The following is a 17,510-nucleotide window of genomic DNA, read 5'->3' on the forward strand; positions in this document are numbered from 1 at the left end:
GCGGCTTTGGGAGCCCTTCCAGAGTGGCCCATCTGCTCCGGTGATCGGAGGATCGTTCGCCCCTCTTCGGCCGAGGCTGCCGATCGACGATCGAAGGAATGGAATCCGGACCTTAAGGAACGGACGGCTACCACCAATGCTCGTCGTCCCGAAGGCACGTCGCTTCGGCAGAAGGAGCTGCGCGACCTCGTCAAGGCGCGCTTCGGGCATCTGAAGATCGCGGACGCCACCCAGCTGCAACGCGCGACGCACGAAGGAATGGACCTGCGCCGGGCGAGGCCGGACGGCGATCTCGTCTTCGGCGGCCGCAGGATGCTGGAGCGTCGGCGCAAGGGTCCGATCACGCGCGAGGCTTGGCGCGAGGCGCGGATGCGGCCGCTCTGCTCGCGAGGGGATACTTCGCACTCGGGCAACCGACATTTCCGGCTGTCCCACGACACCTCGACCTGCAGGCTGGCCGTATATGGCCGGCCGGTCCTGCTGAAGCTCGCCGCGATGCGCGGCAAGGCCGGACTGCTCCTTCGACAGTTGGCTGCCTTGGCGAAGGCCAAGGCGACGAGCGTCACGTTCCGGGTCGACGCGAAGAAGCTGCACGTCACCTTCGATCCGGCGGACCTGCCAGCTCACCCGGAGCGGCGGACTCCCGTCCACGCCGTCGCCGGACGGGCTCTCAAAATCGACCTCAACCCGGATTGGATCGGCCTGTCGGTGGTCGAGGTGCCTTCGGATAGCGATGCCTCGGACCTGCAGCAGACGCAGCTCCTGGACCATCGGCTGATCCGCCTGGCCGTGCCGGTCGAAGCCGGACCGGAACAGGTCCGCGAGATCCTGGCGGCCGCGGCAAGTCGGGCGACGGCTCTGGCCCGCGCCTGGGGCTGCGGCCTCATCGTCCAGGGGAAGGGCCTGGGCCGTATGCGCTCCGGGGGCGGCAACAGACGGCTCAACCGGCTGCTGAACTACTGGGTCCGAACCGTGTTCGGGCAGACCCTGGTCCGGCGCACCGGCCTCGCCGGTCTCGCCCATCGCGAGGTCTGGGGAGCCTACAGCACCACGATCGGAAACGTGAACTTCCCGGCCCCCGACGCCTGCGCGGCGGCGGCCGAGATCGCGCGCCGCGGCATCGCGGCGTCGCGAGGGATCAAGGACGTCCTGCCGTTCTGCAGGCAAGAGGCGATCGCCGACCTATGGAAGGATCGGTTTCTCTGATGCCCGTGCTCTAGAAGGCCGCATGCCCGCAAATCCGATCGAGCCGAGCGCGGGTAGCCTGCGCGCCGCGGATTTCCACATTCCGTCCGATATCTGACGGAGAAATCATGCGCGCCAAGTTCAGCCACGCTTTATGCTTGCAGGGCTGGAGAGACGGATGCCCGACGAAACGTGCCGAGCCGCGCGAGAGCAACTGCGCCATCAGTTCAACCGCCTGGACGACCTGTTGAAGCAATTGCACGGCAGCGAGCCGTGGCCGACCGACGATCTCGCTCTCTTGGATCTCGAGGTCATTATCGGTCACACGAAGGCGATCGAGGCCAGTCTGGACGAGATCGTGCGCATCGTCTCAATGACGAAGGGCTAACCCCTCCCCTACTTCCGCGGCATCGGGCTGCGCTTCTCGATTACTGGCGGCTGGCCGCTCTTCCGCAGGAGGTCGTTGGCCGACACGTCAGCCTCGAGCTGTTCCCACGTGACGATGAGGACGTGCCGTATTCGATCAATGAGCCTCTGGTGACAGAGATGCGGATCTGGCCGACGGAGTGAGATGTCGATGGTTCGGCCTAGCCCGACGCCCAGACAAGTCTCAAATTCTCGCCGGGACGCGCATAGGCTGTCAGAACGATCCCCCCGCCATCCTCGTGAACGAACACCGTCGTGAGAGGAGGAGAGCGCCCGCGTGTCTTCTGACGCGTCTGGGCTTCTTCGACGAGTTGCCGCACGTGCCGCTCAATATCGGCACGATCGGCAAACTTGTAGCTGGTGTCTCCCCACTCTACAGGTCCATCGTCGTGAACATCGAAGATGTAGTGCGACAAGAAGCACCAAGGGGCTCACACAGCGCGATGCGAGCGGCCTCCTCGCCGGTCGTGGCTGTGTCTAAAGCGATACCTGGAGCCATTCCGGATTGTTCCTGTGCCGGAGTGACGGAACAGCTTCAAACATCAACCCGAACTCGGAAGTGCTCGATAAACCGCAGGCCATCCCATAACGCAACGGCATGGCTGCCATCGGCAGCGTAAGCCAGAGCCATGGCCTCATCACCGTCACGAGCAGTGATCTCGCGAACTTCGAGAACCTTCTCGTCAGCTCGCAAAATCACGGTCTAGTAGCCCGTCGCATCAGTTAGAGGTTGGGGACCATCCCACATGGAGTCGCTGCTCCTCCATCAGGCTGGAGCACAGGCGCGTCTCTCAGTCGCCGACGTGCGGAATCTTCGGGGCGCTGGCACGAACGGTGGAGGGCTCGGAATCTTTTTGAACATCTGTCGGCGCAGTCGGTTCTCCCGACATCCCCGAACAATGGAGAACGCAATATGCGCCTCACGACAATCGCGCTTGCTTCGACGCTTGCTCTTTCACTGACTGGGTCTGCCTGGGCTCAGGCCTCGGCTGGCAGCAACAATGGCATGGGTAAGACCAATAGCCAGGAAGGCACCGTCAACAATCCTGGCAGCGTAAACGGAAAGAGCGAAGCCGGATCATCCTCGACCGGCTCCATGGAAAAGGGCTCCGGTAAGATGATGAAGGGTGACGCGATGAAGTCGGGCGCTGGCATGGAGAAGGGTGGTCAGTCCGGCGGTCCTGCCGAGCCGACCCCCGGCCGTTGATCCAAAGCTCCGCTGCGAAGAACCGGGCTTCGGCCTGGTTTTTCTTTGCCTGACAATGGCTTGATGACCCGCGGATGAGTCTTTTATCTAATTGCGGAAGTATGCCGAGCCGTTGAGGATGCTGCGGGCGTCGGTGGAAGAACGCTCGGCTCCCGCATAACCTGCGGCATGGCCGACTATCACGAACCCCGTTGGACGATCGTTTTCCCGGCGTTGGGCATCTGGGCGGGAGTGGCATTTGTTGTCTACCTGATCGGATGGCTGGCCGATTGGTGGTAGGCATCGCCATGGCCGACTCCCCGCGCACTGAAACCCCTGCCCAAGCCTTTGATCGCTACCTCGCCGAGGCAGAGCGCCGGCAGCCGGTTCGGAAGCCACCGAAGCGGTGGGACAGGTCGACGATCATCCTGGCGATCGTTGAGGTGGGGATCGTCTTGGCTGGCTTGGCGTGGTGGCTGGCCGGCGTTGCCGACTGGCGCTGAGCCGGCTCGTTACTCCTCGGGACAACTCACGGTTTTCGCTTTGTCATCTCCCATCTGGGGGATGCTGAGCTCGGAATCGGCGTCGCCAATAAGCTGAGCCGTCCGCGTCCGTCTCGCGCAAGCCCGCGCGTGACGAGAGGCGGCCCGTGAAATTTACCTCGAAACCCCCGCAAGCGCTCCAGATCGAGCACCTTCACGAGCTAAGGCGACGCTGCGACGAACTCTACGATTTCCATGAACCTTACATGCGTTGGTGCCGCTTATTGCCTGCCTTCGCGAAGCTGGACGTCGATGCGCGATGGGAAATAGACCGCTTCGAGTATGAGATCAGGTACGCCGCTTGGTACGAGCAGGATTTCAAGGCAAAGCAGGCTGCGTCCGCCGCGAAACGCAAGGCGACGATCGCCCGTAAGAAGCTCGAATTGGCTGAGAGCGGCAAGTAGCACTAGGCCGAATCCTTCGGCGCGTCGCCCTTTTTGCCGCGAGCGACGATGATCAGATCACCGTCGGGAAGCGGCCGCTGCAGATCCTTGGCTTCGTCTCATGGGGCTCGGAGCCAAGTGTCGCGTTCGTCCTCGGTCTTGAGGATCATCGGCATGGCCTTTTCGTGAATTGTCTTCACTGGCTCGGCAGCTTTGGTGGTCAGGAAGGCGTAGTCGCCGACGCTGTTGAGCCCTTTATATTGGCACAGACTGAGAAGCAGGCGCCGAACGACGTCGTGAACGCCCTCTTGGCCGATCGGCTGACCAACGACGGCTTTCTGCCATACGTCGAGTGCCCACCCGAGGTCGCAGCCAAGGGCGAGTACGAGTGATCAAGCCTTCCCGCCTTGGACGAGCCTCGGCTTCATCAACGCGGCCGGTAGGTCAGGAGGTGGCGGGGATTCGCTCTCCAGATCCACGAAGTAGATGCCGCACCGTGGGGCATATTTCGGTAGCCTGCGAGCGCCAAACCCTCGCTCAGGCTGGGCGTACTGGCACCGCGCAAGCGCCTTAAGCACATCGTCGAGGGAGGCCCTGGCTCCGAACCGCTCAGCTAGGCCGGCAAGCCGGTAGGTGCCCTTCCGGTGCGGGCACAGGATGCAGGCGACGCGCACCTTGACCCACGGGTAATGCGCCAGCGTCGGAACGCGGGATATCGCCATCTAGCCGCCACCCGTTCAGAGGCGGCCTCGGGCGAACCCGTAGGACACCAGCCGCTGGCGCTCGCCCTCCCGGCGCTCGGCTTCGCAAAGATCGGCCAGCGCATCCCGGATCACGAGCCGCAAAGCGAGCCCTGGATTGCCGCCGGCCTTCGCGAGGTAGGCGTCGACAATGGCATCCGCCTCGCTCGGCAGCCGCGCTGGCAAGCCCATGAATCATCTCCTTGCGGATGGAACGTAAAGAGAACAAACATCGGGCTCGGGTCAATCGGAGGCCCGGCGAAAACCAGGGACCGTCCATGGCGATCAAGACCACGCTCGTCGTTCAGAGCTTCATCATCAAACGGAAGCGATTGGTGGTCGGAGACCGTGAGATGACACCGACTGAGAGCGGCGCTCTGAAGAAGGCCGAGGCAATCGCCAAGCGCATCCCTGGTACGGCGGCAATCCGTGTCATGGCGGATTACGAGACCGGCGAACTGGAGCGCGCGACCATCCTCGGCCAGTTCGGCGACGTGCGCGATGACTTCGCAGAGAGCTTTGCGGGCGGTTGAGTATGAGCCTCCACCGACGCCAGCGCTCGGCCCTTCTTGCGATCAAGCTGACCCACGGCGGTCTGCGCAGGGGCGCCTACCCGACGATGATGCCAGCGCTCGAAGCTGCGGGGCTCGTGATTGAGCGGCTGCGGTATCGTGGCCAGACGGCCGAGAGGTGTTGGTTTCTGACGGCAGCGGGGCGGAGGGCTCTGGCTGAGGCTAGAGATGTTGAGCCGAGGACGCCGGATCGGGATTAGGGCCTGTTAATCTCGTGGATAGCGGGCACAACGTGCTAGCCCCGCTTGCCAGACACGCAACCGCAACCCGCCGCCGTGATTGCCCGACTCTCTACGGAGATCGGTATGTTCAGCTTCAAAGAAACGGAGCCCGGTCAGTGGCATTGCGCCTTCGTGTTTCGCGATCAGACGCTCGCGGGCGGTGAAGGATTTGCGAGTGAGGTAATCGCCAGGAAGGCTGTTGATGCCTTCGCGAGCGGGGTCGGCATGGCACTGATCGACTTGCTCGGGCATCAATGAGCGACGCACCGCAACAAATGACGCTCGGCGGCTTAATCGACGCGCTCCGCCGCCTCGAACCCCGTCGCACGATTGCCTTCGAGTTCGGCGGTTGTTCGCCGACCGACTTCGAAAGCTACCGCGGTGAATTCGGCGGCTTGGCGCTTGGCTTCAGCAGTCGACAGGGCGCCACACTCATAGGCGACCTGATCGAGAGGGTGAAGGCTGCGTTCGAGACTATCTACATCACCTGGGAGGAAGAGACTCAAACGGTTTCCCGCGACACTCTGCTCTGGGTCGCGAACTCCGGCTGCATCAGTGGAACAGTGATTGTCGATGTCGTAGAGCGCGGAGCCATCGCGTACATCGTGACGGCGTGGCAATAGTGAGGAGCTTATTCTTTCTCAGTTCGCTCGATCGACTTCCCCTCACGCTGCATTCTGGCGTGAGTGGTGCAAAGGCCATGGTCGCGGGCAAATTGGGTGCACCGTGTCTTAATCAGCTTTGCAGGCGTGATCGTGATGCCATTCCGTACAACGGCGGCCTGCTTTTTGGTGACAACGGCGTGGCACTGCGGTGGCTGAACGTCGTTCATCCTCAGCATGTAGAGGGAGCGAGCCGGTGAGGGAAGTGAGCCGCTACGAACTCTGCGAAACGCCGGATCGCCGCGCCGATGGCGAGCTTTCCAGCTTCTCCAGAATCGTGAAGCTCGGCCATTGCGGGCCGTCCCAAGCCTCGATCTGCTGGCCACACACCTAACAGTCGAAACTACTTTCAGCTTCCCGAGGGGAGCCGCTCTCGTCCCGCTGCTAGATCGTCCCGCATTCGCATCGGACTTGGGTCGTCATTGCCTTCGCTCCCTGTGAGAGCCGGCTAACCCGTGATGCAGGGCCAGGTTCAGAGTGCTCCGGGAACTTGGCTGGCAACGCTCCGACTTCCCCTCGGCAAATGTCGAGAGGAACCGCTTATGGACAATTCTGCTTTGATCATCGCTTTGGCGATCGCAACGCTGGTGATCGTCATTGTCGTCGCGAGCATAATGCGCAGCCGCGTCGCTAAGGCGAAGGGTGACCCAGAGCGATCAAGCTTCACAAAGCAGCATGGTGACGCGTCTCGGCAGAACCGGCCCGGCACGGATCATTAACTCCCGATACGAAAAAGCCCGCTCGGCGAGCCGGGCGGCCGGAAGTAAGGGTCGATGCAGCTAGGCCGATACGGAAGAGGCTTCGCCACACCAAAACCATGCTGCAAATAGCAGTGAAGCAGTGTCGCTGACATGCCGCATCCCAAGGAGAAGGCCGCCGAGCTTTCGCCGGGCAGCCCAAGTTTCAATCTTGGGAGGAATGCTGCGGCACCAGCAAAAGTGTGCTAGACTATGAGCCCTTTTGTTCGCTCCGTGCGGTCCGAATGTAAGTAGTTTTCTACTTGTGCTGTTTGTTTTTGTCGGCCGAAGCAGCATTTTCCTGGGTGTTCCTGTCAGTTTTATCGCCACTGCTTCCGGAATTTGCGGATGTCCCGCCAGTAGAGGTTTTGCCCTCTTCAGCGAAAGCTGCAGGGGCTGCGATTATCGTAACCGCAAAAATGCCCGCGAGAGCTACGCGAGATGGTAACTTAGTCATTGGCAATCCCTCCAATGTTTGACGGTCATAAACGGGGGGCAATTACTACGTTATCAGGCGGCTCGCTGATTGATCTGACTGCCTGCAAGCGAGCTGAGCTTTTCGTCGGTTGCCTTCTCCTCGTCGAGGTTCTGCTGAAGCACAGCGGCGCAGTCGTCGCGGCCGAGACGCTTCGCCCACGCGATCAGTGTTCCGTACCGGGTAATTTCGTAGTGCTCGACGGCCTGGGCGGACGCGAGAAGTGCGGCGTCGAGCACTTCCTTATCGGCAACGTCGCCAGCTAGTTCGTTTGCTTCCTCGATGATGCCGTTGATCGGAGGGGAGGTTACGGCCTTTGGGGAATGGCCGTGCATCTGAAACACCTGTTCGAGCCGCTGGATCTGGTTCTGCGTTTCGCCGAGATGGGTCTCAAACCCTTGCTTAAGTTCAGGATTGGTTGCCTTGTCAATCATCTTCGGCAAAGCCTTAGTGATCTGATTCTCTGCGTAGTAGATGTCCTGAAGAGTGTGGACAAATAGATCGTCTAAAGTCTTGATGTCCTTTGTAAAAAGACCCATATCTGCCTCCTCAAGTTATTAGATCTTCTGTACGTTATCGTACCTTCTCCGATGGGAGCGGTCGCGAAATCTGGGCGCACGAGCGGGTAACTAGAGGAAAGATTGCTTGTTCCGGGCACTGCTCGCTGGCGTCACCCGCCCTCTCAGCGGGCGCGCCGGAGGCAGAGAAAAACGCTCAAAGGCCGAGCCTTCATAAAGCGGCGGGAACTGGAAACTCTCAGCCCCGCCAGGGTCCTGGATCGCCATCGGCGCGGTGCTAAAAACCAGGGCGATACCCTAGGTACAAGGAGCATCCTCGTTCGGCGGAGTACACGGGAGGATAACCTCAAGCGCAATCGCCGACTTTGTGTTCCGACCGCAGCCGTGAGCACCTTTGCGTTCGGTGCAGTCGAGATTGATCAGCTGTCGGGACGGAAGGAGAGACGCTCATGTCAATGACACGTTCCACACAATACTGGCGAGACATAGAGCGGCAGGTCGCCGAGCGTGTCAGAGCAGCGCTAGATTACGGTGACGAAGATCACAGACCAACCCTTGAATTTCTCCGCGACCTCTAGGAAGAGGCCCGGAGAGAGTACGACCGGAATCAGACGGTCCAAGACATTTCATCTGGCCGCCGCGTGCTCGGTGACAAAACCATTCTCGGAAAAGCAGCTGGAAAATACGCGTTCGTCCTCGGCAAACGGTCGCAATGAGCCGCGCAGACACAACAAAGCCCGCTACGGGAATGGTCCGCAGCGAGCTCTGAAGTCAGGAGGAGCAGCACGCACACACCCGAGATCCGGTAACTGAGCAGCTGGCCAATTGTTCAGACACAACAAAGGCCGCCCATGTAAGCCAACGGGGCGACCCTTGAAGCCAAGGCTGCTCTGTATGGGGATTGCCTTAGATCGCCGATACATCATGCGATCGGTGGAAGTTTCAATCCGGACTTATGTCTGACGGCACAGAGGCGGCCACACGCAACAAAGGCCGCCCGTGAAACGCCAGTTGGCCGGGCGGGCTCTGAAGCCGGACCACCTTATCCAAGGGGCAGGATGGCGGCACCAGGATCGGTGAACCTGATGCGCGCGGGAATGTTCAGCGCGAACAGAAGCCCGCACCAGCTTTCACCGGTGCGGCCCACGTGAGCGGCAGAAACCGCTGGGAGAAATAAACGATGACGTTGACGCGGCCGGAATGCGTCGGGTCAAGCGCAGCGAACTCCACCACCTGTCCATTCCGCGAGCCGAGGGCTTGCTCGACCGTCAGGCGAGTTCGACTTTGCCCGTCTCTGCTTTAGGACTCTTGCCCGTCAGCGAAGCTTTCAGAAAACCGTAAAGGTGTACCATCTTGCTGTTCGGGGCATCCCAGTACTCGCCATGCTCAGGATGGACGCGGATCAGCGCAACCTCTGGATCGTCCTTGCCGTTTGGAAACCAGGTCTTGAGCGCCACCGACCACTTTTGGTCGATCACGGCTTGGTCGGTAATGATCTCGGCCTTGCCAGCGACAGACACGTAATTCTGGCTCGACGGGTCGGCGAAGGCGAGGTTGATTTGGTTATCGCGGCTGATCTCGACGGTCTTGGGCGAATGGAGCCGCGTGAAGAACCAGAGATCGCCGTTCTCGTCGGCGTCGTTGTTCCACATCGGTCGACTGTTGAGCGTCCCGTCCGGATCGGCGGTCGTCATCATCGCGACCTTGACGTCCTTAATCAGCTCGAAAAGCTTCTTCGCTCCTTCGTGGTCGCGATGGTTACCTGGGTGCATAGGGTATGTTCTCTTGCGCAAGATGATCGTCGGGGCCGGCTTGGCCGCCGATCGGATGGTGGTCAGACAACATCCGCGCGGCAGGTTGGTTCAGGCACAGTAACGTGTCTGCCATCCCAAAAAATCCAGCAGAGGGGCGCGCTACCCCGCCACGCCGCCGTCGTTCTCACTGGTGAGCTGATCCGGGCGTAGGCCTTCGTCCGGCTTTTCAGTTCTGCCGGCGCCCTCGGCACTTGCTTTTCCGAATGTGCCGCCTTTCCACGCTCGGTGTTGGGCGCAGGACTCTCAGGCCGCTTTGGCTCTTTTTCTGACATTGTGTTCCCAGAGCGGGTGAAATCTACGGCTGCTCCTCGTGCTACAGCAACGGTGCGCTGACAATCAGGATTAACCGCGCTCTTTCCGAAACGCGTTCATGAAGCGGGTGAGCCCCGCGACGACGGAGTTGCTCTCGCTCTGCGCTGGCGCGTCCTGTTTCTGGGGATTATCGGCCTCGTATGACGCACCAGCCTTCATCGGAGGCTGTCTCCGGCAACCCAGCCGGATGAAGTTGGTTCGGCCGGCAGGAAGGCAAATTCCACGAGTATTGTCCGCGAACGAAGAAGCCCGCTGCGGCGAACCGAGCGGGCTTCACACTCTCATGCGCTGCAGCCGATGGTCAGCAGCCATCGTCCTTGCCGACGCCCTGGGCGGCGCCAGCGTTGTTCATGGCGCCGACAGTGCCCGGCGACGCCGGTTGATTGCCGCCCGCCGTGTTTTTCGAAGCAGGGTCTTCCTTGCTCTTGTCGGTGGAAGCCTGCTGGCCCACGCCTTGGTTCGCACCGGCGTTGTTCATTGCGCCGACAGTGCCAGGCGACGCCGGCTGCTGACCGCCAGCTTCGTTCTTGCTCGACTTGTCAGTGGCCGAACTCTTGTCGTTCGAGGCAGAATTTTCTGGAGTCTTGCCTTTCGTCGAACCGGTATTGCAGGGAGCGGCCGTAGCTACAGACAGAGACATCAGAAGCGCGAGGGTGCTCGCGGCGAAAGCCGATTTCATGTGTTTCCTCCGGTTCATTGAGCCGGGGCAAACAGGCAGCCCCAGCCAGAGTTCCCGGCAAATCAACAACGAGCGGCCTGATCGAACTCCTCAACGTTCCGGACGCGAGGACATCTGCGGCGGCATACAAAGGGACGAGGCGCGTCGCCGGGTTGATCGCGAGGGATACGAGCAACGCCTGACCTCTTGCGAGTGCCTGCGACAGGACGATTAGAAGTTATTTCGCATGATCGTGAACAGCCACGCGCCGAGGTTTGTCCCGACCGTGTAGCTCGCTCGGCCTAGCCAAGCCTTCAGCATCGTATCCTGGACAAGGTCGTCGGCTCGCGCCTGGTTTTTCGTCAGGGACAGCGCGAACCGCTTCAGGTTGGGCATCAGGTCGAGGAAATCGACGCGAAATGCCGCTGCGTCGCAGTCGGCCCGCCTGGCAGTTGCCGCCGACAGACGGTCGAGGAGATCTTCTAATTGTGAGGGGAGCGCGGCTGACGACAATGATAAATTGTCGTAAGTGCAACCAAGCGTCCGGCCGAGATGGGACTAAATTTCGAGTGAAATTCCGGCGCTTTTTATCATGTGCTAACTGACAGAATCTTTGGACATCGCAACCATGGTTTCTGCTCGTTTCGGTGACCTAAGGGTCAAACCGAACGCAGATACTTATCAAAAGTTCGCGCCGACTGACCGACGAGATTAACTTAGTCTGAAAGCGAACCATCGTTGCGAGATACCAGTCTTACAAGCAGCGGTCCGAAACCTTCAGGAATGCCTGCGGTTGCCGTCGCACCAGATCGCCGTCGAGTGACCGACGGCGTTCAGATTTGGAGAATGGTGACCATGAGCATCAAAGGCGAAGCCAAGGAAGCAGCTGGCTACATCAAGGAAGAACTCAACGAGCACGGCAAGTCTCCCGAGAGCCAGCGAAAGGCTCAGGAGGGGCGCGACTTGCGTAACGAGGGGCGCGTCGAAGACGGCAAGGCTCCGAAGACAACGCCTCCTGGATCGGGCCATTCCGATAATTGATGGTTCTTAGTTCAAAATAAGAGGCCGGCGCCTGAGCTCCGGTCTTCTTCGTGTATGGGCAAATACGGTCTGTGATCGGATGTGTTGCCTATACTCTTTGCACTCTTCAATGCCCGATGTGCGTCGATGAGTTGGTCCACGATACGATCTCGATCGCCGGTTCCAGATCGGGCGTCGCGCGACGCCAAAAATTGCCACGAACGACGATGTAACGACCGTCGTCAGTTTCCTTGAAATCGGTCACGTCCGGATCTCGCTCGATACCGCCGTGGTCAACGACGAAAACCGTTAAGGCGAGCGGCTTTGTCATCGATAGCCGCCCGCCGTCCATTAGCGAACTCAAGCGAGCGTGCGGACCTTAGATTCGCGGTCCCAATAGCGCTTCGTCGCTGCCGTTACGAAAGCGTCGAGTGCGACCACACCGTCGTCCGGCTCGACGCCAGCTTTGTCGAGCAGCGCCTGGGCTCCCGGATTGTGACCGATGGCCTTGAGATGGCCGAACGCATCCATGACCCATTGTACGGCTGCGCCTTCCTTGACTAGCTTCGCACACGCCTCGGCCGCAAGAAGTACGGCGCAGGCGTCGACGGTCACAGACGGCTGACCGAACAACTGGGCATCGGCCTTTAGTTTCGTGCCATCCGATAGCGGGACTGCGCCGACCTTCGGTGCGATCGTGATCGAAAGACCGCCTGCCTTTTTGACGGCATCCCTGAGTTTCTGCAGGTCTTCCGCGTCGCTGCCGTCCGCCAGGAGTATCCCAACGGTCCGCCCTTCGAGAGTGTGCTTCTCCAATGGGCCACGGATGACCCGCAACGCGGGCGACGGCTCCATATCGATTACAGGCGCGCTAGTCGGCGACGCGTCGGGCAGATCCATCGCCAAGCCGTCCGCGACCCTCTTGGCGAGGGCTTCGTCGACGTTGCGCAGATTGGCCATCGTCGCGAGGCGGACATGCTCCAAGGAGACCTTACTCAGCTCAAACACGAAGGCCGACGCAATATGCGCCTGTTCGGCGGGATCCATCGATCGCCAGAATAGTCTTGCCTGGCTGTAGTGGTCCGCGAAGCTCTCCGGGCGGATGCGCAGCTTCTGCCCCTGTTCTTCGGACGGGAACGTCTTGAACCCATTCTCGGAATCCTCACGTGGGCCGCCGATCTCGCCGGCGAGATGCAGGCTGTTCGGCTCATAATTGGCGCGCCCCTTCGGCACCTGCATCTGCATGTGCCCGTCGCGCTGCATATTCAGATACGGGCAACCGCCCTCTCGCCCCTTGGCCTGATTGATGGGGAGCTGGTGCCAGTTCGTGGTTCCGAGCCGCTTGATCTGCGTATCTTGGTAGGAGAACAGCCGCCCCTGCAGGAGTGGATCGTTCGAGTGGTCGATCCCCGGCACGATGTGGCTCGGGCAGAACGCGACCTGCTCGGTCTCGGCGAAGAAGTTGTCGGGGTATCGATCGAGAACGAGCTTCCCAACGATCCGGACCGGTAGCACCTCCTCGGGAATGATCTTCGTCGCGTCGAGCACGTCGTAGGGCTGGTTGTTAGCGAACTCCTCGTCGAAGAGCTGCACACCGAGATCCCATTCGGGAAAGTCGCCCCGTCCGATCCGTTCGAACAGGTCGCGTCGCTGAAAGTCGGGATCGGCTCCCGCGACCTTGACGGTCTCGTCCCAGATGGTCGAGGCCAAACCGGCCTTCGGCTTCCAGTGAAATTTGACGAAGGTGGATTTACCCTCGCTGTTCACGAAGCGGAACGTATGGATCCCAAACCCCTCCATCGTCGCGAAGCTGCGCGGTAGCGTGCGGTCCGACATGATCCACATGGCCATGTGGGTCGTCTCGGGCATCAAGCTGATGAAGTCCCAAAACGTGTCGTGCGCAGTTGCGGCCTGCGGATAGCCGCGGTCGGCTTCCATTTTCGCCGCATGGATCAAGTCGGGGAACTTGATGGCGTCCTGGATGAAGAAGATCGGAATGTTGTTGCCGACGAGATCCCAGTTGCCGTCCCGGGTGTAGAACTTGACGGCGAAGCCGCGCACATCGCGCGGATTGTCGACGGACCCTGCACCGCCGGCGACCGTCGAGAACCGCACGAAGACATCGGTCCGCTGTCCCTTCTTCTGGAAGAGATCCGCCCGCGTGATATCGGCCAGCGACTGGGTGCACTCGAAGTAGCCGTGAGCACCGGTGCCGCGAGCGTGCACGATGCGTTCCGGGATGCGCTCATGGTCGAAGTGGTTGATCTTCTCGCGATAGACCTCGTCCTCGAGCAGGACAGGACCGCGTTGGCCCGCCTTCAGTTGGTTCTGGTTGTCGCTGACCGGAACGCCGTGGTTGGTCGTCAGGACCGGATGGTCGGCATCGGCCCTTTGATGCGTCTCTCCACCATGGCCGGTGATGCGGTCGGTGCTGTCGCTCATGGGTGTCCTCGCTGGCTTCGACCCCGCAAACCTTCCAACGGCCAGCTAGGTTCGGATTGGACGAGTTTTAGTCTGACAGGCCGCCGCAGGCGCCGCACGGCTTGGCCGCTTTCCGGTGAGCTTGCGGCGTTAACCGCTCGCAGATGACGAAGACCGAACCGCGCTGCTGTTCACCGATCTTGCCGGGGGCGGAACAATCCAGGGCTCGCGCGGCGTTCTCCCGCGAAGCCAAGATTCCTCAGCCAAACGGGCGATCCATTCCCAACCATGCTTGCTTCCCAGGAACAGGCGCCAACGACGGCGTCGTCCATCCTCGCCGATACTGAAGTCGTCGTCGCGGCTGCGGTGACGCTCGACGATGATCTCGATTGCCACGATGCCTTCCCAACGAAGGCGTTCGAGCACTTCCGCCAACGCGGGCTCTTGGCGGCTCCGCTTCCCGTGGAGCGTGGAGGAGCCGATCTCTGCGAAGTGAGCGAGACCGAAGCTTTGCGCGACGTGCTCTACCTCGTCGGTCGTGGCAGCCTCGTCTTGGGACGGCTCTACGAAGGTCATGTGAATGCGCTGGCTCTCGCGCTAAGGTACGGAGACGCGGAAACGCGAAAGCAGGTGTCGGCAGACGCGACGGCCGGACACCTCTTCGGCGTCTGGAACACCGAGCCTGCTCAAGGCGGTCTGTCGATGACGCGGCATGGCGGAGCCCTGGTGCTCGCCGGCTCCAAATGCTTCGCCTCGGGCGCAGGCCATGTCACCCGCCCCCTGGTAACGGCGCGCATCGACGACGGGCGGCGCCTAATGTTGATCGTGCCGCTTGAATCGGGCCTTCGCGCCGAGACGGAGTCCTGGCGGCCCCAGGGGATGCGGGCCACCGCAACCGGCACCGTGGATTTCTCCGGATTGCAGCTCGATGTCGGGGCGGTGGTCGGCGAGCCCGACGACTACCTTCGCCAGCCGTTCTTCTCATGCGGCGCGTGGCGCTTCCTCGCCGTGCAGTGCGGGGGCATCGCAGCCGTGTTCGAGGCGCTTCGTGATCATCTTGTGAAGACAGATCGCGGCGGCGATCCTCATCAACGCGCCCGGCTTGGCGAGGCGGCGACGGGGGTCGAGACGGCACGGCTCTTCGTCGCGCGGGCGGCCGAAGCTGCGGCGGCGGCGGAGGCTGATCCGGAGGCCGCCATTGCCTACGTCAATCTCGCGCGAGGCGCTGTCGAGCGGTCCGGATTGGACGTGATCGAGCTGGCTCAGCGCTCCGTCGGGCTGTCGGGCTTCCTGGAAACGCATCCGCTGGAACGCCGCGTTCGCGACCTCGCCACCTATCTGCGTCAGCCGGCGCCAGACCACGCCTTGGCCTCCGCGGCCGGCTACGTTCTCGATGCTCCGTGCGCCTTCCACGCACTCTGGCAGAGACTCTGACGGGATGCGCGCCGACGCCTTTTTCGCAGCCCTGGATCGGCTACCCGTCGCTTCGCTCGATGCGATCCTCGGCACCGGCGGCCTCGTCGTCGTCGCGCCGCATCCCGACGATGAGAGTCTCGGATGCGGTGGCTTGATCGCGCTGGCCTCGGCGGCCAACCGGCCCGTGCGGCTGGTGGTGTTGAGCGACGGCTGCGGCTCACACACACATTCCCTCCTTTATCCGCCGGAACGCCTTCGGGCTCTGCGCGAGGTCGAGACCCTGACGGCGGTAGCCGAACTGGGCCTTGCCTCCGATACCGTGCGGTTCTTGCGCCTGCCCGACGCCAGGGTACCGAGCAAAGGCCCGCAAGCCGAAGCTGCCGCTGAATCGATCGTCGAGGCGGCTCACACCTGCGCAGCCGGCGCGGTCTGCGTGACCTGGGGCCACGATCCCCATTGCGACCACCAGGCGGCCGCCGCGATTGTCGCCTTGGCCCGCCCCCGGCTCGTCGGCACGCGTATCTTCGCCTATCCGGTCTGGGGTCATACCCTGCCGGCGGAGGCCGATGTCGGCGCCGCACCCAGTGGCGTGCGCCTCGACGTGACTGGAGCGATCGCGGCGAAGCGGCAGGCCGTAGCGAGACATGCCTCACAGACCACGGCGCTCATCGCTGACGATCTCGAAGGCTTCCGACTGGAGCCCGCGATGATCGACCGCCTCTGCGGTTGCTACGAACCCTTCATCGAGATGTCTGCATGAGCCGACACTCGACTTCGCTCTCTCCCGAGTACTTCTCTGGGGTCTATGCCGACGATCCCGACCCGTGGCGTTTCGCCACGAGCGACTACGAGCGCGAGAAGTACGCGACAACGCTCGCAAGCTTGCCGCGTGACCGGTACGCATCCGTGCTGGAGGTCGGCTGCTCGATTGGCGTCCTGACGCGACAGCTGGCAGGTCGATGCCAGCAGCTCACGGCGCTCGACGTCGTGCCGGCCGTGCTAGCGAGCGCCCAGTCGCGATGTGCCGCCCTCGATCACGTCCGCTTCCAGATCGCCAGCGTGCCGGGCGAGTGGCCGGACGGCCACTTCGATCTCATCCTGCTGTCGGAGGTGATCTACTACCTCGACTGTGCCGATCTCGCCCGGTTGGTCGCGCGCGTCGAGGGTTCGCTTCTCCCGGGCGGCGACGTCGTGCTGGTCCATTATCTCGGCGAGACCGACTACCCGCTCTCGGGAGACGAAGCAGCCGACGGCTTTATCGAGAGAGCTTCCGCCTTCGCCAAGCTCGAAGACCAATCGCGTCAGGACGGGTATCGCCTCGATGTGCTTCGAAGGATCGGCTTTGAAGCGGCAAGCTCATGAGTGTCGTCAGCGTCGTCACGATCAACAAAGGGCGCCGTGCGCACCTTCTTAGGCTTCTGGAAGGACTCTCGCGGGGTCCTGCGCCGACGGAGTGCATCGTAGTCGAGATGGGCAACGATACGCGTCCCGTGCCCACCACCGGCTTTCCCGTGCTCCGGATCGACCTTCCGAGCGAAGGACTGCCACTTGCAGCCGCACGCAACGCGGGACGCGCCGGTGCTTCGGGCGACACGCTCGTCTTCCTCGATGTCGACTGCATCCCCTCGGACAATCTAGTTGCCGGCCTCGATGAAGCAGTGGCCGAGAACGATGGCCTCGTCTGTTGCGAGGTTCGCTACCTACCGGCGGGCGCGGTTGCTGACGGCTGGACGGCGGAACGCCTCGACCAGATCGGTCATCCGCATCCGGTGCGCCGGTTTCCGACGCGTGGCATCGTGCCGGCAGAGAAACCTGGCCTGTTCTGGTCGCTCGCCTTTGCCGTGCGCTCCGCGACCTTCGATCGTCTCGGTGGCTTCGACGAGGGGTTCGACGGCTACGGGGCCGAGGATACCGACTTCGCCTTCAGAGCGGCGGCCAGCGGCGTCTCAGTGCTTTTCGCTGGAGGCCCGCACGCGTGGCACCAGCACCATCCGTCCTGCGATCCGCCGCTCCAGCATTTCTCGGACATCGTCCGCAGTGCTCGCCGCTTTCATGCACGTCACAAGATCTGGCCGATGGAGGGCTGGCTCGAGGCATTCGCCGAACGCGGCCTGATCGCCTGGGACCGAGAGGACATCCTCGCGGTTCTGCGCTCGCCGACCCCAGACGAGATCGCGGCGGCCCGATTGCTCCCGGATCGGCCTTTCTAAAGTGCGCTCCGT

General features: G+C 61.9%; 22 protein-coding genes. 14 read left to right on the top strand and 8 right to left on the bottom strand.

What is annotated here, in order from left to right; genetic code table 11:
- Positions 1–258 precede the first annotated feature (258 nt).
- Both HCU64_RS20755 and HCU64_RS20760 read left to right on the top strand, forming a co-directional pair.
- Positions 259–1,206, top strand: a complete 948-nt coding sequence (locus HCU64_RS20755) for a hypothetical protein (RefSeq protein ID WP_233386149.1) — start codon at positions 259–261, stop codon at positions 1,204–1,206.
- A gap of 157 nt (positions 1,207–1,363) precedes the next feature.
- Positions 1,364–1,573 (top strand): hypothetical protein, encoded by a 210-nt coding sequence (locus tag HCU64_RS20760; protein WP_233386150.1) that lies wholly within the window; start codon positions 1,364–1,366, stop codon positions 1,571–1,573.
- Between the two features lie 199 nt (positions 1,574–1,772).
- Here HCU64_RS20760 and HCU64_RS20765 read toward each other — a convergent pair whose 3' ends face one another.
- Positions 1,773–2,027 carry a hypothetical protein gene (locus HCU64_RS20765; protein ID WP_233386151.1) on the bottom strand — a complete coding sequence of 85 codons (255 nt, stop codon included), beginning with the start codon at positions 2,025–2,027 and terminating at the stop codon, positions 1,773–1,775.
- Positions 2,028–2,524: 497 nt separating this feature from the next.
- Here HCU64_RS20765 and HCU64_RS20770 point away from each other — a divergent pair, with 497 nt between their 5' ends.
- The 4 genes from HCU64_RS20770 (at position 2,525) to HCU64_RS25310 (ending at position 4,114) form a co-directional block, all read left to right on the top strand.
- Complete coding sequence (locus HCU64_RS20770; protein ID WP_233386152.1) at positions 2,525–2,818, top strand: hypothetical protein; 294 nt, start codon at positions 2,525–2,527, stop codon at positions 2,816–2,818.
- A 287-nt stretch (positions 2,819–3,105) separates the two neighbouring features.
- Positions 3,106–3,300, top strand: a complete 195-nt coding sequence (locus HCU64_RS20775; protein WP_233386153.1) for a hypothetical protein — start codon at positions 3,106–3,108, stop codon at positions 3,298–3,300.
- Between the two features lie 146 nt (positions 3,301–3,446).
- Positions 3,447–3,743 carry a hypothetical protein gene (locus tag HCU64_RS20780; RefSeq protein WP_233386154.1) on the top strand — a complete coding sequence of 99 codons (297 nt, stop codon included), beginning with the start codon at positions 3,447–3,449 and terminating at the stop codon, positions 3,741–3,743.
- A 239-nt stretch (positions 3,744–3,982) separates the two neighbouring features.
- On the top strand, positions 3,983–4,114 hold the full coding sequence (locus tag HCU64_RS25310) for a hypothetical protein (RefSeq protein ID WP_267922544.1): 132 nt from the start codon (positions 3,983–3,985) through the stop codon (positions 4,112–4,114).
- Between the two features lie 345 nt (positions 4,115–4,459).
- Here the strand turns inward: HCU64_RS25310 and HCU64_RS20790 are convergent, their stop codons facing one another.
- Positions 4,460–4,654 (bottom strand): hypothetical protein, encoded by a 195-nt coding sequence (locus HCU64_RS20790; RefSeq protein ID WP_233386155.1) that lies wholly within the window; start codon positions 4,652–4,654, stop codon positions 4,460–4,462.
- An 86-nt stretch (positions 4,655–4,740) separates the two neighbouring features.
- On the opposite strand from HCU64_RS20790, the gene HCU64_RS20795 reads away from it, so the two are divergent.
- The 3 genes from HCU64_RS20795 to HCU64_RS20805 all read left to right on the top strand — a co-directional run bounded on the left by HCU64_RS20795 (position 4,741) and on the right by HCU64_RS20805 (position 5,878).
- A complete protein-coding gene (locus tag HCU64_RS20795; protein ID WP_233386156.1) occupies positions 4,741–4,995 on the top strand; it encodes a hypothetical protein in 255 nt (84 codons plus the stop codon).
- A 344-nt stretch (positions 4,996–5,339) separates the two neighbouring features.
- Positions 5,340–5,513, top strand: a complete 174-nt coding sequence (locus HCU64_RS20800) for a hypothetical protein (protein WP_233386157.1) — start codon at positions 5,340–5,342, stop codon at positions 5,511–5,513.
- A complete protein-coding gene (locus HCU64_RS20805) occupies positions 5,510–5,878 on the top strand; it encodes a hypothetical protein (RefSeq protein WP_233386158.1) in 369 nt (122 codons plus the stop codon). The genes HCU64_RS20800 and HCU64_RS20805 overlap by 4 nt, the downstream gene beginning before the upstream one ends.
- Before the next feature lie 1,286 nt (positions 5,879–7,164).
- On the opposite strand, the gene HCU64_RS20810 is transcribed toward HCU64_RS20805, so the two are convergent.
- The 4 genes from HCU64_RS20810 to HCU64_RS20825 form a co-directional block, all read right to left on the bottom strand.
- The gene (locus tag HCU64_RS20810; RefSeq protein ID WP_233386159.1) at positions 7,165–7,668 is read right to left on the bottom strand and encodes a YciE/YciF ferroxidase family protein; all 504 of its coding nucleotides are present in this window, start codon (positions 7,666–7,668) and stop codon (positions 7,165–7,167) included.
- A gap of 1,247 nt (positions 7,669–8,915) precedes the next feature.
- Positions 8,916–9,419: a pyridoxamine 5'-phosphate oxidase family protein gene (locus HCU64_RS20815; protein WP_233386221.1), complete on the bottom strand. Its 504-nt coding sequence runs from the start codon at positions 9,417–9,419 to the stop codon at positions 8,916–8,918.
- Between the two features lie 655 nt (positions 9,420–10,074).
- Complete coding sequence (locus HCU64_RS20820; RefSeq protein ID WP_233386161.1) at positions 10,075–10,452, bottom strand: exopolysaccharide production protein YjbE; 378 nt, start codon at positions 10,450–10,452, stop codon at positions 10,075–10,077.
- A gap of 210 nt (positions 10,453–10,662) precedes the next feature.
- The gene (locus HCU64_RS20825) at positions 10,663–10,944 is read right to left on the bottom strand and encodes a sigma factor (RefSeq protein ID WP_233386163.1); all 282 of its coding nucleotides are present in this window, start codon (positions 10,942–10,944) and stop codon (positions 10,663–10,665) included.
- A 342-nt stretch (positions 10,945–11,286) separates the two neighbouring features.
- Here HCU64_RS20825 and HCU64_RS20830 point away from each other — a divergent pair, with 342 nt between their 5' ends.
- Positions 11,287–11,472 (top strand): hypothetical protein, encoded by a 186-nt coding sequence (locus HCU64_RS20830; RefSeq protein ID WP_233386164.1) that lies wholly within the window; start codon positions 11,287–11,289, stop codon positions 11,470–11,472.
- 106 nt (positions 11,473–11,578) lie between these two features.
- Here HCU64_RS20830 and HCU64_RS20835 read toward each other — a convergent pair whose 3' ends face one another.
- Positions 11,579–11,782: a hypothetical protein gene (locus tag HCU64_RS20835; protein WP_233386165.1), complete on the bottom strand. Its 204-nt coding sequence runs from the start codon at positions 11,780–11,782 to the stop codon at positions 11,579–11,581.
- 29 nt (positions 11,783–11,811) lie between these two features.
- On the bottom strand, positions 11,812–13,893 hold the full coding sequence (locus HCU64_RS20840) for a catalase (protein WP_233386166.1): 2,082 nt from the start codon (positions 13,891–13,893) through the stop codon (positions 11,812–11,814).
- A gap of 267 nt (positions 13,894–14,160) precedes the next feature.
- Here HCU64_RS20840 and HCU64_RS20845 point away from each other — a divergent pair, with 267 nt between their 5' ends.
- The 4 genes from HCU64_RS20845 to HCU64_RS20860 are packed head-to-tail and all read left to right on the top strand — an operon-like array spanning position 14,161 to position 17,498.
- On the top strand, positions 14,161–15,306 hold the full coding sequence (locus HCU64_RS20845) for an acyl-CoA dehydrogenase family protein (RefSeq protein WP_233386167.1): 1,146 nt from the start codon (positions 14,161–14,163) through the stop codon (positions 15,304–15,306).
- A gap of 4 nt (positions 15,307–15,310) precedes the next feature.
- On the top strand, positions 15,311–16,048 hold the full coding sequence (locus HCU64_RS20850) for a PIG-L deacetylase family protein (protein WP_233386168.1): 738 nt from the start codon (positions 15,311–15,313) through the stop codon (positions 16,046–16,048).
- Entirely contained in the window at positions 16,045–16,650 is a 606-nt protein-coding gene (locus tag HCU64_RS20855) for an SAM-dependent methyltransferase (RefSeq protein ID WP_233386169.1), read from the top strand. The genes HCU64_RS20850 and HCU64_RS20855 overlap by 4 nt, the downstream gene beginning before the upstream one ends.
- On the top strand, positions 16,647–17,498 hold the full coding sequence (locus tag HCU64_RS20860; protein ID WP_233386170.1) for a glycosyltransferase family 2 protein: 852 nt from the start codon (positions 16,647–16,649) through the stop codon (positions 17,496–17,498). The genes HCU64_RS20855 and HCU64_RS20860 overlap by 4 nt, the downstream gene beginning before the upstream one ends.
- The last annotated feature ends 12 nt before the right edge of the window (positions 17,499–17,510 follow it).

This window comes from Methylobacterium sp. C25, assembly GCF_021352225.1.
In the GTDB taxonomy this organism is placed as follows: domain Bacteria; phylum Pseudomonadota; class Alphaproteobacteria; order Rhizobiales; family Beijerinckiaceae; genus Methylobacterium.